At 67.8% G+C, this 15,283-nt stretch carries 12 protein-coding genes; 3 read left to right on the top strand and 9 right to left on the bottom strand.

The genetic code is table 11. The features are described 5' to 3' along the window. Positions 1-47: 47 nt before the first annotated feature. The 7 genes from ASE72_RS10345 to ASE72_RS10315 all read right to left on the bottom strand — a co-directional run bounded on the left by ASE72_RS10345 (position 48) and on the right by ASE72_RS10315 (position 6,128). Positions 48-401, bottom strand: a complete 354-nt coding sequence (locus tag ASE72_RS10345; protein ID WP_056020509.1) for a HesB/IscA family protein — start codon at positions 399-401, stop codon at positions 48-50. A gap of 129 nt (positions 402-530) precedes the next feature. After that, positions 531-992 (bottom strand): SUF system Fe-S cluster assembly protein, encoded by a 462-nt coding sequence (locus ASE72_RS10340; RefSeq protein ID WP_055878177.1) that lies wholly within the window; start codon positions 990-992, stop codon positions 531-533. Continuing rightward, the gene (locus tag ASE72_RS10335) at positions 989-2,203 is read right to left on the bottom strand and encodes a cysteine desulfurase (protein ID WP_056020506.1); all 1,215 of its coding nucleotides are present in this window, start codon (positions 2,201-2,203) and stop codon (positions 989-991) included. The genes ASE72_RS10340 and ASE72_RS10335 overlap by 4 nt, the downstream gene beginning before the upstream one ends. Continuing rightward, the gene (locus ASE72_RS10330; protein ID WP_056020503.1) at positions 2,200-3,270 is read right to left on the bottom strand and encodes a SufD family Fe-S cluster assembly protein; all 1,071 of its coding nucleotides are present in this window, start codon (positions 3,268-3,270) and stop codon (positions 2,200-2,202) included. Before ASE72_RS10330 ends, ASE72_RS10335 begins: the two co-directional genes overlap by 4 nt. Positions 3,271-3,272: 2 nt before the next feature. After that, positions 3,273-4,016, bottom strand: a complete 744-nt coding sequence (gene sufC, locus ASE72_RS10325) for a Fe-S cluster assembly ATPase SufC (RefSeq protein ID WP_056020499.1) — start codon at positions 4,014-4,016, stop codon at positions 3,273-3,275. Positions 4,017-4,116: 100 nt separating this feature from the next. Further along, positions 4,117-5,607 carry a Fe-S cluster assembly protein SufB gene (gene sufB, locus ASE72_RS10320; protein WP_056020496.1) on the bottom strand — a complete coding sequence of 497 codons (1,491 nt, stop codon included), beginning with the start codon at positions 5,605-5,607 and terminating at the stop codon, positions 4,117-4,119. Next, positions 5,607-6,128 carry an SUF system Fe-S cluster assembly regulator gene (locus ASE72_RS10315; RefSeq protein ID WP_082445935.1) on the bottom strand — a complete coding sequence of 174 codons (522 nt, stop codon included), beginning with the start codon at positions 6,126-6,128 and terminating at the stop codon, positions 5,607-5,609. Before ASE72_RS10315 ends, sufB begins: the two co-directional genes overlap by 1 nt. A gap of 288 nt (positions 6,129-6,416) precedes the next feature. On the opposite strand from ASE72_RS10315, the gene ASE72_RS10310 reads away from it, so the two are divergent. The 3 genes from ASE72_RS10310 to ASE72_RS10300 all read left to right on the top strand — a co-directional run bounded on the left by ASE72_RS10310 (position 6,417) and on the right by ASE72_RS10300 (position 11,311). Next, positions 6,417-7,448 (top strand): quinone-dependent dihydroorotate dehydrogenase, encoded by a 1,032-nt coding sequence (locus tag ASE72_RS10310; protein ID WP_056020493.1) that lies wholly within the window; start codon positions 6,417-6,419, stop codon positions 7,446-7,448. A 146-nt stretch (positions 7,449-7,594) separates the two neighbouring features. After that, positions 7,595-9,349, top strand: coding sequence for a gamma-glutamyltransferase (gene ggt / locus ASE72_RS10305; RefSeq protein ID WP_200916229.1), 1,755 nt, complete (start codon positions 7,595-7,597; stop codon positions 9,347-9,349). Between the two features lie 174 nt (positions 9,350-9,523). Next, the gene (locus ASE72_RS10300; protein ID WP_056020490.1) at positions 9,524-11,311 is read left to right on the top strand and encodes an AMP-dependent synthetase/ligase; all 1,788 of its coding nucleotides are present in this window, start codon (positions 9,524-9,526) and stop codon (positions 11,309-11,311) included. Between the two features lie 50 nt (positions 11,312-11,361). Here ASE72_RS10300 and ASE72_RS10295 read toward each other — a convergent pair whose 3' ends face one another. Together ASE72_RS10295 and ASE72_RS10290 are read right to left on the bottom strand one after the other, a co-directional pair. Beyond that, positions 11,362-11,865 (bottom strand): hypothetical protein, encoded by a 504-nt coding sequence (locus ASE72_RS10295; protein WP_156350371.1) that lies wholly within the window; start codon positions 11,863-11,865, stop codon positions 11,362-11,364. Between the two features lie 179 nt (positions 11,866-12,044). Beyond that, a complete protein-coding gene (locus tag ASE72_RS10290) occupies positions 12,045-15,038 on the bottom strand; it encodes a M16 family metallopeptidase (RefSeq protein WP_056020484.1) in 2,994 nt (997 codons plus the stop codon). Between the last annotated feature and the right edge of the window lie 245 nt (positions 15,039-15,283).

Raw genomic sequence — 15,283 nt, 5'->3', positions numbered from 1 at the left:
TCCGCGGGGATGACGATCATAGGAGGAGAAACGCCCCCCCCCCCCGCTCAGACCGTGAAGCTCTCCCCGCACCCGCACGCGCCCTTGGCGTTGGGGTTCTGGAATACGAAGCCTGCGGTAAAGTCGTCCTCGACCCAGTCCATCGTCGACCCGATCAGATACAGGATCGACCCGCCATCGACGAATAGCGTGCCGCCGGGGGTGTCGATCCGTTCGTCGAACGGCTTGGCCTCGCTTACATAATCGACCGAATAGGCAAGCCCCGAACACCCACGCTTGGGCGTCGACAGCTTCACCCCGACCGCATCCCCGGGCGCGCGCGCCATCAGATCGGCGATCCGCGCGTGCGCCGTCGCCGTCAGGTTCAGCGCCGCCGGGCGTGCTCGCAATGTCGTCGCCATGGCTCGTTCCTTCCATCTAAAGCCCCTCCCCTTCAGGGGAGGGGTTGGGGTGGGGCGCCCGACCAGACCGCGCGCGCGGCGGCGAAGGCCCCACCCCCGTCCCCTCCCCTGAAGGGGAGGGGCAAGTCACTACAGCATGCCCAGTTCGAGCTTGGCCTCGTCCGACATCTTCTGCGGATCCCAAGGCGGATCCCAGACGAGGTTCACTTCCGCAAACCCCACGCCCGGCACTGACCCGACCCGCATCTCGACCTCGGCGGGCATGGACTCCGCGACCGGGCAGTTCGGCGTGGTCAGCGTCATCGCCACCACCGCATGCCCGTCCTCGGTCACCTCGACGCCGTAGATCAGCCCGAGATCATAGATGTTCACCGGGATCTCGGGATCATAGATCTCCTTCAGCGCATCGATGATCGCATCGTACACCGCGCCACCCGGCTCCCCGGGCGAGTCGACCTGCGGCTTCTGCGCCAGGAACCCGGCGAGATAGTCGCGCTTACGCTCCGCATCGCCGTCGGTGTCGAGCACGACACGCGCCTTGGGCGGCGACTGCACCGCCTCGACTTCCTCGATCTCGAACCGATCGCTCATCCAAATATCCTCGTTACTCGCGCGATACCGCGCACCAGCGCATCGACGTCGGCAGGACCGTTATAGACCCCGAAGCTCGCGCGTGCCGTCGCCTCGACGCCCAGCGCCTCCATCAGCGGCTGCGCACAGTGATGGCCCGCACGGATCGCGACGCGCTCTTCGTCCAATATGGTGCCGATGTCGTGCGGATGAACCCCCTCGATCGTGAAGGAGACGATCCCCGCCGAGTCTGCCGGGCCGTACAGCCGCACCGAATTGATCCCCGACAGCGCCTCGCGCGTCGCAGTCACCAGCGCGGTCTCGTGCGCATGGATCGCGCCAAGCCCGATGCTCTCGACATAGTCGATCGCCGCATGCAGCCCGAGCGCGCCGACGATATGCGGCGTCCCCGCCTCGAACCGTCCCGGCGGCGGCGCATAGGTGGTTTTCGCAAACGCCACCTTGTCGATCATCGACCCGCCACCCTGATAGGGCGGCATCGCCTCGAGCAGCTCGGGCTTCGCCCAAAGCACGCCGATCCCGGTCGGGCCATACAGCTTGTGGCCCGAGAACACGTAGAAATCGCAGCCGATCGCCGCCACGTCGACCGCAATCCGCGGCACCGACTGGCAACCGTCGATCAGGATCTTCGCGCCGACCGAATGCGCGATCTCCGTCGCGCGCTTCGCGTCGAGCACCGAGCCGAGCACGTTCGACACATGCCCGAGCGCGACCAGCTTGTGCGCCGGCGTGATCATCCGCTCCATTTCGTCGAGGTCGATGCAATGGTCCGCCGTCAGCGGCAGCACGTCGATCGCGACACCGCGCGCTTCGGCGATCATCTGCCACGGCACGATGTTCGAATGATGCTCAAGCATCGACAGCAGGATGCGGTCGCCCGCCTTGAGCTGCGTGCCCGCCCAGCACGTCGCGACCAGGTTGATCGCCTCGGTCGCGCCGCGCACGAACACGATCTCGTCGGGCGATCCCGCGCCGATGAACCGCGTGACGGCCTTGCGCGCCTGTTCATAGGCGACCGTCATGTCGGCCGAGCGCTGGTACACACCGCGGTGCACGGTGGCATAGGTCTCGCCGTACGCGCCCGTGATTGCATCGACCACAACTCGCGGCTTCTGCGCGGTGGCGGCCGTATCGAGATACGCCCAACCCTCGGGGATTGCCGGGAAGTCCGAGACCCGATCGAGCGGGCGCGTTTCGAGCGTCAGCGTCATAATGCCGCCTCCAGCCACGCATCCGCGTCCGCGACGAACGCGTCGCGCACCGTCTCGTCCGCGATCTGCGCGAACGCATCGCCGACGAACGCGCGCGTCAGCAGCGCCTGCGCCTTGGCATGCGGGATGCCGCGGCTCTGCATGTAGAACAGCGCGCGCTGGTCGAGCTCGCCGACCGTCGCGCCATGCGCGCACTTCACGTCATCGGCGAAGATCTCGAGCTCGGGCTTCAAGTTGACCGTCGCGGTCCGCTTGAGCAGCAGCCCGCGCAGCGACTGAACGCCATCGGTCTTCTGCGCATGACGCGCCACCTCGACGCGTGCCGCAAGGCTCGCGGTCGACGTATCCGCCGCGACCGCGCGCCAGATCTGCTTGCTCTGCCCGTTCAGCGCGGCATGCCGCACCGACAGCGCGCATTCCTGCTTCTGCGCGTTCCGCGTCAGCAACGCGCCGCCATATTCGGCGAACGCATCGCCGCCCGACACGGTGATCGCGCCGTCGATCCGCGTGCCAGCATCGCCCGCGCCGAGCACCGTCACGATCAGGCTCGCCTCCGCGCCGACATCCGCCTCGTCACGCAACGACACGAAGCCGCTCGCCTGAAGCAACCGCACCGCGCGCGTCAGCTTCGCGCCTGCGCCGAGCGTCATCCGCGTCGACCGGTTCGACCAGCCGGTGCCGACATAGGTTTCGACGACCGACGCCTGCGCGCCATCCGCCAGCACGATTTCGGCCGGCAGCTGGTTGTCGCCACCGGTCGAGATATGGACGATCTGGATCAGCTCGGCCGACGCATTCGCATCGACGCGCAGCGACCAGCCATTACCGGTCGTGCGACGGCCGAGCACATGCTCGCCACCCTCAAGCGGCGCGATCGCGACATGGCGCAGATCGCTCCGCCCCGCATCGAGCACGCCATCGACGAACACCGCGCGCGCGCCCTCCAGATCGAGGAACCACGCGCCCGCGAGCGCCTCGCCGCGCGGCAATCCAGCCGCCGCGGCGATCGCTGCCGGATCACCCCAGCGCCACGATTCCTCGCGCGTCGAGGGAAGGTCGAGCAGCATCGTCACGCGGCGATCCCCACATAGCCTTCGCTCTCGAGCTGCTGCGCGAGTTCCTTGCCGCCCGACCGGACGATGCGCCCGTCGGCGAGGACATGGACGAAGTCCGGCTCCACATAATCGAGCAGCCGCTGGTAATGCGTGATCAGCAGCACCGCCTTGTCGGGCGCGCGCATGATGCGGTTGATGCCGTCACCGACGACGCGCAGCGCGTCGATGTCGAGGCCCGAGTCCGTCTCGTCGAGGATCGCGAACTTCGGGTTGACGATGCCCATCTGCACCATCTCGTTGCGCTTCTTCTCGCCGCCCGAAAAGCCGACATTCACCGGCCGCTTGAGCATGTCGTAATCCATGCCGAGCAGATCCGCCTGCCCGCGCGCAAGCTTCAAAAACTCGCCGCCCGACAACGCCTTCTCGTCGCGCGTCGCGCGCTGGGCGTTGAGCGCCTCGCGCAGGAACTGGACGTTCGACACGCCGGGGATCTCGACCGGATACTGGAAGCCGAGGAACACGCCCGCCGCGGCACGCTCATGCGCCTCGAGCTCGAGCAGGTCGACGCCGTCGAACGTCACCGATCCCGCCGTGACCTCGTAACCCGGCCGCCCGCCGAGCACATAGCCCAGCGTCGACTTGCCCGCGCCGTTCGGCCCCATGATCGCGTGCACCTCGCCCGCATTCACCTCGAGCGAGAGGCCCTTGAGGATTTCCTTGCCGTCGATCTCGGCGTGAAGGTTTTCAATTTTCAGCATCGAATTCTGCCCAATTCCAAATCTCTAAATTTCCGCGGCGCGTCCTGCGCCAACCCCATCCCGTCATTCCCGCCTGCGCAGGAATGACGGAGGAAGGGGATCACCCCACAGACCCTTCCAGCGAAATCCCCAGCAGCTTCTGCGCTTCCACCGCGAACTCCATCGGCAGCTGCTGCAGCACCTCGCGCGCGAAGCCGTTGACGATCAGCGCGACCGCCGCCTCCGCATCCAGCCCGCGCGACATCGCGTAGAACAGCTGGTCCTCGGAGATCTTCGACGTCGTCGCCTCATGCTCGATCTGCGCGGACGGGTTGCGGACCTCGATATACGGCACGGTATGCGCGCCGCACTGGTCGCCGAGCAGCAGGCTGTCGCACTGGGTGAAGTTGCGCACGCCTTCCGCGGTTGGCGCGACGCGCACCAGCCCGCGATAGGTGTTGTCCGAGCGCCCCGCCGAAATCCCCTTCGACACGATCGTCGAGCGCGTGTTCTTGCCGAGATGGATCATCTTCGTGCCGGTATCGGCCTGCTGGCGATTGTTCGTCACCGCGACCGAATAGAATTCGCCGACCGAGCCATCGCCCGCCAGCACGCACGACGGATATTTCCACGTGATCGCGCTGCCCGTCTCGACCTGAGTCCAGCTGACCTTCGAATTCTTCCCTTGGCACAGCGCGCGCTTGGTGACGAAGTTGTAGATCCCGCCGACGCCGTTCTCGTCGCCCGGATACCAGTTCTGCACGGTCGAATATTTGATCTCCGCATCGTCGAGCACGACGAGTTCGACGACTGCCGCATGCAGCTGATTCTCGTCGCGCATCGGCGCGGTGCAACCCTCGAGATACGAGACGTACGAGCCCTTGTCGGCGACGATCAGCGTGCGTTCGAACTGCCCGGTATTCTCGGCATTGATCCGGAAATAGGTCGACAGCTCCATCGGGCAGCGCACGCCCTCGGGAATGTAGACGAACGTACCGTCGGAGAAGACCGCCGAGTTCAGCGTCGCGAAGTAATTGTCACGCTGCGGCACGACCTTGCCGAGCCACTTCCGCACGAGGTCGGGATATTCCTTGATCGCCTCGGAGATCGACCGGAAGATCACGCCCGCAGCCTCCAATTCTTTGCGGAACGTCGTCGCGACCGAGACACTGTCGAACACCGCATCGACCGCGACGCGGCGCTTCGGCGTGCCGTCCTCGTTAAGCGGATCCTCGACCACGCCCGCGAGCATCTTCTGCTCGCCGATCGGGATGCCGAGCTTTTCATAGACGCGCAGGATCTCGGGATCGACCTCGTCGAGGCTCCCCAGCTTCGGCTTTGCCTTGGGCTCCGCGTAATAATAGGCGTCCTGGTAATCGATCGGCGGCACGTTGAGCTTCGACCAGTCGGGCGCTTCCATCGTCTGCCACAAGGCGAACGCCTTCAGCCGCCAGTCGAGCATCCACTGCGGCTCGCCCTTCTTGGCGGAAATGAAGCGCACCGTGTCTTCCGACAGGCCCTTGGGCGCGAATTCCTGTTCGATGTCCGAGGAGAAGCCCCACTCGTACGTCTTGTTCGCGGCGGCATAGGCCTCTGCGTTCCGGGTAGCCATTACGCTAAAACTCCTCCCCGGCGAAGGCCGGGGTCCAATTGGGTAGGTTGATGTAGTTGCGCGCCGTCTTCCGCCAATGCACGATCCCCAATTGGGCCCCGGCCTTCGCCGGGGTGGGGCGAGGACAGCGACGCCAGCGTCACGCCGGCGAGCGCACCGCGGACCGCGCCGTTGACCGCGTTCCAGTGCGGCTTCACCTTGCACGTCTGGTCGATGCAGCAATCCTGCGCCGCGCCGTCGATGCACACGGTGAGCGCGATCGGGCCCTCGACCGCCTCGATGATGTCGGCGAGCGAGATCGACGCAGGCGGCCGCGACAGGCGAAACCCGCCGCCCGTCCCGCGCGTGCTCTCGATCAGCCCCGCCGCCGACAACCGGCTGACGAGCTTCTGCACGGTCGGCAGCGGCACGCCGGTCTCCTCGCTCAGCAGCGTCGCGTTCAGCCGCGCGATACCACCGCAATGACGCGCCGCGGCGCTCATCATCACGACCGCATAGTCGGCTAGGCTGGAAAGACGCATGGTGGCTTGTGAGTCCAATCGGACCGATATGATCCGATTGACAAATGGGCTTTGCGACCGGCAGCGTCAACCCGTCCGCCAGTGCTAACGACTCGCAACTGAGCATGCCCTTTCGACTCCAAAATCCACCGTCACCCCAGCGCACGCTGGGGTCTCCCGGCTCGGGTCGGGCGGCCGTAACCGGGAGACCCCAGCGTRCGCTGGGGTGACGGCGTGTGGCGGACACCGGAATGCGGCATAGCCAAGGCTGCACCTTGACGCTCCCCCGCCGGGACGCGAGGACGGGGCATGGCCTTCTACCACCCGCTTCTCTTCCGCCTCGACGCCGAACGCGCGCATGGCCTGACGATCGCCGCGCTCGCCGCCTGGGGCAAAGCGGGCACGCCGCTCGCCCCATCCGTCCCGCGGCTTGCAACGACAGTGGCGGGGATCGCCTTCCCCAACCCGGTCGGTCTCGCCGCCGGCGTCGACAAGGACGGCCGCGCGATCGACGGCTTTTTCGGCCTTGGCCTTGGCAGCGTCGAGATCGGCACGCTCACCCCCCTGCCCCAGCCCGGCAACCCGAAGCCGCGCATCTTCCGCCTCCCCGAAGACCGCGCGGTGATCAACCGCCTCGGCTTCAACAATGGCGGCCTCGACGCGGCGCTCGACCGCGCGAGAGCACACACGCGCAGCAAGGGCGTGCTGGGCATCAACGTCGGCGCGAACAAGGACGCGGCCGATCGCACCGCGGATTACGTCCACGGCGTCACCCGCGCCGCGCCGCACGCCGATTACATCACGATCAACATCAGCTCACCCAACACGCCCGGCCTGCGCGACCTGCAACATGGCGCAGCACTGCGCGACCTGCTCGCCGACTGTACCGCCGCCAAGGGCACCACGCCGATCTTCCTCAAGGTCGCGCCCGACCTCGAGCCCGCGGATATCGACGACATCGCCCGCGCCGCGATCGACAACCGGATCGACGCGCTGATCGTCAACAACACGACGATCGGCCGCCCCGGCCTGCGCTCGGCGAACGCCAAGGAAACCGGCGGCCTGTCGGGTGCCCCGCTCGCCCCGCTCGCCCGCCAGCGCCTTGCCGATTTCCGCAAGGCGACCGGTGCGGCGATCCCGCTGATCTCCGTCGGCGGCATAGGCAGCGGTGCGGAAGCCTATGCCCGGCTGCGCGCGGGGGCGAGCCTCGTCCAGCTCTACACAGCCTTGGTGTACGAAGGCCCCGGCCTCCCCGCACGGATGCTGCGCGACCTAGACGCACTGCTGATGCGCGACGGCTTCGCCACCATCGCAGACGCGGTCGGCGTCGACGCCCGCTGACACATTTCGTCATCCCAGCGAAAGCTGGGATCCAGAGCCACACACGGTGATCTTCGTGGCTCTGGATCCTGGGTCGAGCCCAGGATGACGGTGAGATTGAGGCGGACGCCTTGCCACCCACCCGATCCGCGCTAGGTTCGCGCGCGATGAAGACTCCCCTCCTCGCGCTCGCCCTCCTCCTCCCCACCGCCACCGCCGAAGCCCACCAGACCGCCCCCGCCCCCGGCCCCACTCCGGCGAAGGACCAAGGCATGGTCAGCGCCGCCGACCCGCGCGCCGCCGCGGCGGGTGCCGAGATCCTGCGCGCGGGCGGCAGCGCGACCGACGCGGCGATCGCGACGATGCTGGCGCTCAACGTCGTCGAGCCGCAAAGCTCCGGCATCGGCGGCGGCAGCTTCTGGGTCAGCCACGCGGCGAACGGCGCGATCAGCACGATCGACGCGCGTGAAAAGGCGCCCGCCGCCGCCGATCCGCGCTGGTTCTACGCTCCCGACGGCACCCCGCTCACCCACCGCGACGCGGTTCCCGGCGGTCGGAGCGTCGGCGTCCCCGGCGCGCTGCGCGGCATGGCGCTCGCGCACCGGGCGTCGGGCAAGCTCCCCTGGGCGCGGCTGTTCGACCCCGCGATCCGGCTCGCGACCACCGGCTTCAAGGCCACGCCGCGACTCGTCAACGGGATGAAGGCCTATGGCAGCCACATCACGCCCGAGACGCGCGCGCTGTTCTCCGCCCCCGACGGATCGCCCGTCGCGGTCGGCGCGACGATCCGGAACCCCGCGCAGGCCGCGCTCCTCCAGCGCATCGCGACCCAGGGCGCCGACAGCTTCTATGTCGGCCCGCAGGCGCAGAAGATCGTCACCGCGGTCAACACCGCCGCGCGCAATCCGTCGAAGATGACGACGGGCGACCTCGCCACCTACGACGCGAAGTCGCGCCCGCCCGTCTGCGTCAGATACCGCGTCTACCGCGTCTGCGGCATGGGCCCGCCCTCATCGGGCGGCATCACCGTGCTGATGATCCTGAAGCAGCTCGAACGCTTCGACATGGGCAAGCTCGGCAAGGACAGCGCGCAGGCCTGGCACCTGTTCGCGGAAAGCTCGCGGCTCGCCTATGCCGACCGCGACCTCTATGTCGGCGATCCCGATTTCGTGCCGGTGCCGGTCAAGGGCATGCTCGACCCCGCCTATCTCGCGTCGCGGTCGGCGCTGATCCAGCCGACCGCGACGATGCCGAGCGTCAGCGCAGGCTCGCCCCCCGGCGCCCCCGCGCGGCAGTCCGCACCCGTCAGCGAGGTCGCCGGCACGACTGATCTCGCGATCGCCGATGCGCGCGGCAACGTCGTCGAGGTGACGACCACGGTCGAGGGCTATTTCGGCTCGGGGCTGAGCGTCGACGGCACCGTGCTCAACAACCAGCTCACCGACTTCGACACCGTGCCCGACAAGGACGGCTATCTCGTCGCCAACCGCGTCGAGGGCGGCAAGCGGCCGCGCAGTTCGATGAGCCCGACGATCGTCTACGGCCCCGACGGCAAGGTCCGGCTCGCGGTCGGCGCGGCGGGCGGCTCGACGATCATCGCGCAGGTCGCGAAGGCGATCATCGGCGTCGTCGACTGGAAGCTGTCCGCGCAGGATTCGATCGCGCTCGGGCTGATCTACGCGCCCGGCCATGTCGCCGCGGTCGAGAAGGGCACCGAGCGCGAGGCGATGGTCCCCGCGCTCGAGGCGCTCGGCGAGACGGTGCAGGTTACCGCGCTCGGCCTCAAGGCGAACGCGGTCGAGCGCGTGGGTGGCCGCTGGGTCGGTGCTGCGGACCCGCGCAGCGAAGGCGTCGCGATCGCGCAGGACGGCACGGTGACACAGATCCAGCGCGTGGGTGCGCTGCAACGCGCGCCGGAATGAGCGTTTAAACCATCGTCATCCCGGGCTCGACCCGGGATCCAGAGCCAAAGGCGACGCCGGTCGCGGCTCTGGATCCCAGCTTTCGCTGGGATGACGAATATTGTTATACTGCCCGTGCTTTGAAGCATGCCGCAGTGTCGAATATCGAGCAGCAAGAGCGCCCCAGGAGAGACCATGCCCCGCCAGCTCGAACGATTCCCGAACCTCGTCACGATGTTCTTCACGCGCGCCGCCGAGCGGGGTGACGCACCGTTCCTCTGGACCAAGCAGAGCGGCAGCTGGGTCGCAACCAGCTGGGCGGACGCCGCGCGTCAGGTGGCGAGCCTCGCCACCGCACTGACCGCGATCGGCCTGAAGCCCGGCGACCGGGTGATGCTGGTCGCCGAGAATCGCCCCGAATGGTGCCTCAGCGACCTCGCGATCATGGCGGCGGGCTGCGTGACGGTGCCGACCTATGTCACCAACACCGAACGCGATCACCTCCACATCATCGAGAATGCGGGCGCCTGCGCGATCATCGTCTCGACCGCGAAGCTGGCGAAGACCGTGCTCCCCGCGGTCCTGCGCTCGAACCAGGCGCAGATCGTGATCGGGCTCGAGGACATGCGCGTCCCCGCCTCGATCGATTTCCACAACTGGCACGCGCTGATCGCCGCGCACCCGACCACGCCCGAGGCGGCGGCGGCGCGTGCGACTTTCACCCGCGACGATCTCGCCTGCATCATCTACACCTCGGGCACCGGCGGCGCCCCGCGCGGCGTGATGCAGCATCACGGCGCGATCCTCCACAATTGCGCCGGATGCGCCACGGTGATCTCGGAGGATTTCGGCTGGGACGACGAGGTCTTCCTCTCGTTCCTGCCGCTCAGCCACGCCTATGAACATACCGGCGGCCAGCATTTCCCGATCTCCTTGGGCGGCCAGATCTATTATGCCGAAGGCCTCGAAAAGCTCGCCGCGAACATCGAGGAGACGCGCCCGACGATCATGTTCGTCGTCCCCCGTCTGTTCGAGGTGCTGCGCACGCGCATCTCGAAGACCATCGAGAAACAGGGCGGCGCGTCCGCCTATCTGCTCGCCCGCGCGCTCGACATCGGCGCCAGGCGCTATGCGGGCAAGCTCCGCCTGATCGACCGCCCGGCGCAGGCCGCCGTCGCGACCCTGTTCAAGCCGAAGATCGCGAAGAAGTTCGGCGGCCGACTGAAGGCGATGATCTCCGGCGGCGCGCCGCTCAATCCGGAGGTCGGGCTGTTCTTCGAATCGATCGGCCTGACCTTCCTCCAGGGCTATGGCCAGACCGAGGCCGCGCCCGTCATCTCGTGCAACCGCCCGCAAGCCGGCGTGCGGATGGACTCGGTCGGCCCGCCGCTCAAGGATACCGAGGTGCGGATCGCCGAGGATGGCGAGATCCTGGTGCGCGGCGAGCTCGTCATGCACGGCTATTGGCGCAACGACGCCGAGACCGCGAAGGTGCTCAAGGACGGGTGGCTGCACACCGGCGACGTCGGCGAGATCGACGACAAGGGTCGCATCCGCATCACCGATCGCAAGAAGGACCTGATCATCAACGACAAGGGCGAGAATGTCGCCCCGCAGAAGATCGAGGGGATGCTCACGCTCCAGCCCGAGATCGTCCAGGCGATGATCGCGGGCGACAAGCGTCCGTACATGGTCGCGCTGGTCGTCGCCGATCCCGAATGGACGCAGCAATGGTGTGCGGCGAATGGTGACGTCTGCAGCTTCGGAAAACTCGCCGAGAACAGCGAATATCGCACCGCGATCGGTCATGCGATCGAGCGCGTGAACAAGGATCTGACGGTGACCGAACGCGTCCGGCGCTTCGTCCTTGCGGACGGGCCGTTCGCGATCGAGAACGAACAACTGACGCCGAGCCTGAAGATCCGGCGTCACGTCATTCGGCAGGCCTATGGCGAACGGCTCGACGCGCTTTACAAAAGCTGATCGTACCGCACCCGGACACGGGGGACCCGCCGGTGGCGGGCCCCGCTCGTTCAGGCCGCGCCGAGCGGGATGTTGCTCCGCTTGCACACATAGGTCGCAAGCTCCTCGCGCAGGGGCAGCCCCTCGATCGGCCGCAGCGGGCCGTCATACGCGATCGTCGTCTCGACCAGCGAGCGTCGGGCGGCGACGCCGAGCACATGGAACAGGCGGTGCTCGCAATCGACTTCGGTGCGGGCATAGGCGACGCGCCCGGCATGCTCCTGCCGGATGATCGCGATCACGGTGCCGCCGATCGCCCGCCGTTCGCGCAACAGGAAATACCGCGACGCGGTGTCCGACGGGGTGGGGATCAGATCGCCCTTCACCGTGAACGACGCCGGTGCCGGCGCCGCGATGTTCGATTCGCCCAGATTGCGCAGTGACACCATCGCGTCGCCCGAGTCATTCGTTGCGCCCGTATCGTTCGCAGTGCCCATTTCGTTCGAGGCCGAGCCCGAACAGGCGGACACGCCCAGTCCGCCGGCAACCGCCAGCGCTAACCACGTCTTATTCATCAATACACTCCCGGGTATGAACGACTTAGCAACGCCCGCGACCCGGCGATCGATCCGGCCCCCGGGCGCGATGTTCGACCAACTGCGCTGAAATTACGCCGTTCGACGCCGGGCGAGGGAACTTTTTGCCGCCGGGAGCGCGCGCTTCGGGTCGGCCGGGGTTGCCCCCGGCCCCCGTGCTATTTTGCTGGCGCCTTTGGCCCGGCCGCGGCAGCGGGCACCACTGCCATCGTCCAGTCGCGGTCCGGCCGCAGATACTTCGCCGCGATCGCCTGCAACTCCGCAGGCGTCGTCGCGACCAGATCCTCGGCGATCCGCTTGGTCGCGTCGATCCGTCGCGGATCGTAGGTGGCGCCGCCGAGCTGCTGCAACCAGAACTGGTTCCCGGTCGAGGCACGCAGGATGTACTGCCCCATCGGCCGCTTGATCCGCTGCAGTTCGTCCTCGGCGATCGGCGTCGAGACAAGCTCGGCCGCGATCTTGCGCGCGGTCTCGAAGAAGAACGCGACCTTTTCGGGCGCGACCTGGCCGATCGCGACGAGCCGCCCGCCGCTGTCCATTCCGACCGGCCACTGGCTCTGGACGTTCGGACTGTAGCTGGCGCCCGCCGCCTGCCGCAGCCGCTCGAACAGCCTGTCGGCGAACACCTGTGCCAGCACGTCGAGCCGGCGGCTGTCGGTGATCGCCGCGATGCCCCCGCCGGTCGGCCAGGCGATGACCGCCGCCGCCTGGTTCTCCGGGCCGGTATGCGTCCGCATCACCGGCGTCGCCACGTGGGCGGGGAAGCCGACCGGTGCGCCGGTGCTGGTCGACGCCTTGCGCGCCGCCATCGCGCCGAAGCTGTTGGCAACCGCCGCCACCGCCTCTTCGGTCTTCACGTCGCCGAACACCGAGACCTCGATCGGCCCCGTCGCGAGCACCGGCTCCCAGAACTTGCGGAAGTCCTTTGCGTTGAGCGTCTCGACCGCCTTGCGCGATGGCGTGCCCCAGCGCGGATCGCCATCGCGGAGCAGGCCTTCGAGATCGCGCGACAGGACGCCGTCGGGGGACGAGTCATACCCCGCGAACGCCGCCAGTGCCGCCGCGCGCGCGCGCGCCACCGGCGCCGCGTCCCATGCCGGGAAAGCGAGCTTGGCCGCCATCAGCTTCAGCTGATCCGCATAGTCGGCCGGCGACGTCAGCGCGCCGAGCGTGAAGGCATCGTCGTCGATCCCGAAATCGAGCCCGATCCGCCGTCCCGCCGTCAGCTGGTCGAGATCGCCCTGGTCGAGCTTGCCGACGCCACTTGCGACCAGCGCGAGATCGCCCGCCCATGCGGGGCTTGGACGGTTGGACGGGATCGCCTGATACCCGCGTCCGAACCGGACCCGCACATAGACGCGGCCGGTCTCGCCCGTGTTGGGAAACAGCAGCAACCGCGTGCCGTTCGCGAAATTCACCTGCTCCATGTCGAACGCGGCGATCTTGGCGCGCGACGCGATCGCGCCGGGCTTGCCGAGCGACGGCAGCGCGGCGAATGTCACCGCATTCTGCTGGCGACGCGTGCCCGCAAGCCCGCTGACATCCGCCTTCAGCGCCGCTTCAAGCTTGGCGGCTGCGGTCGAATCGGGCGTGATCGTGTTGACCAGCGCACGCGTCGCGGTTCCTTCGAAGATGCGCTTCGACGCCGCCAGCAACGTGGCGGGCGTGAACATGCCCTTGGCCTTGGCATCCTGAAGGATCTTGTACGAGGTTTCAGGCCCGGCGACCGTCTCGCGGATGTCGAGGGCTCCGACCATGTCGTCGGCCTGTCGCGCCCCCGCCTCGACGCGGGCGGTTTCGACCTGCGTGCGCATGATGGTGTCGAAATCGGCATATTCGCGGTCGACCTCGGCCTGGCTCGGCGCGTTGGTCTGCGCGTCGAAGATGACCGCGCGCACGTCCTTCAGCGCGGCTTCCCAGTTCGTACCGATCGGCACGATGTTGACGCTGGTCAGGTTCGCGGAGCGCGATACGTCGTCGATCGACACGCCCGCCTGGAGATAGCTGCCGCCCGCACGCGCGCGCGTTTCGAGCCGGCGGCTGATCAGGCGGGTGGCGAGAACGTCGACCAGCCGCGTCTGGTTCATGATCGCGGTGTCGTCCTTGTAGACCCAGGGGCGTACCACGCCGAGCGTGACGATCGCGGGCAGCGACGATTCGGCGATCGTCGTCGCGGCGGGCGCGCTCGGGTCGGGCTTGCCGAAGCTCGGCGCCGGGGTGAACGGACCCGCGCCCTTCCAGTCGGCGAAGTTCTTGACGACCAGCCGCCCGAACAGTGTCGGGTCCATGTCGCCCGAAATGATCACGACGGTGTTCTCGGGCCGGTACCAGCGGTCGTGGAATGCCTTGATGCTCGCGCCGGTCGCGGCCTCGAGCGTCTTGATGCTGCCGATCGGCGAGCGATCCGCCAGCGGCTGGCCTGCAAAGAAGGTCGAGCGCACGGCATCCCCGATCCGCACTTGCGGCCCCGGCTGTTCACGCTGCTCGGCGAGCACGACGGGACGTTCGGCCGTGACCGTCGCATCGGTCAGGACGGGCTTTTCCATCATCCCCGACAGGATCTTGAGGCTTTCGTCGAGCCCCGCCTCGGTCGCCGAGGGCAGGTCGAGCTTGTACGTCGTCGAGGTCGGCGTCGTCTGCGCGTTGGTGTCCGACCCGAACGTCGCGCCGAACCGCTGCCAGACGCGCTTCGCCTCGCCGTCGGGAACATATTCGGATCCGCGGAACGACAGATGCTCGATGAAATGCGCGTATCCGCGCTCGTCATCGGTCTCGTTGAGCGATCCCGCGTCGATCCGCACGCGCACCGAGACCTGGCCGGGGGGAACGCCGTTCTTGCGCACCGCGAAACGCACGCCGTTGGGCAGCGTCCCGAACTTCCATTCGGGATCGCGCGTGAGGTCGCTGCCCTTGTACAGCCAGGCCGTCGTGTCGACGCCGGTCAGTCCGGGCAGCGTCGGCGCCTCGCCGGGCATCGCGACCTGGACGGGACGCTGCGGCTGCGGGGCGGCCGCCTGGCTGGAGACAGGCGCTGGTTTCGCGGGGACCCGACGCTTGGCGGGGGAGTCCGATTGTCCGCTGACGGGGATCGCAAGACCGGCCACGAGGGACAGGAGAAGAGCAGCGCCGAGCGCACGCGGTAAAGACACCATGACGCCCTGTAGCGCCCCGCGCCGCGCTCCGCCAGCGCTGCGGCGCCGTGGCGGGTGCGGACGTGATATCCGGGCAAACCCATAGAAACGCCATCATTTCGTCTCATAGTTGCAATATCGGCCGACCATTCGAAGGCCGCGAGCCGACGATGTTGACGGCGGATGCCAAATGGAGCGCGAATGCTTGTGGAAGGCCATGCAGGACACCTGCCTGTACAATCGCGAAAATTTGGCCGCGGGCCGTC

Source organism: Sphingomonas sp. Leaf20, from assembly GCF_001421535.1.
In the GTDB taxonomy this organism is placed as follows: Bacteria; Pseudomonadota; Alphaproteobacteria; order Sphingomonadales; family Sphingomonadaceae; genus Sphingomonas.
Note: the sequence above shows the minus strand (reverse complement) of the source record. Positions and strands in the feature narration are given on the sequence as shown.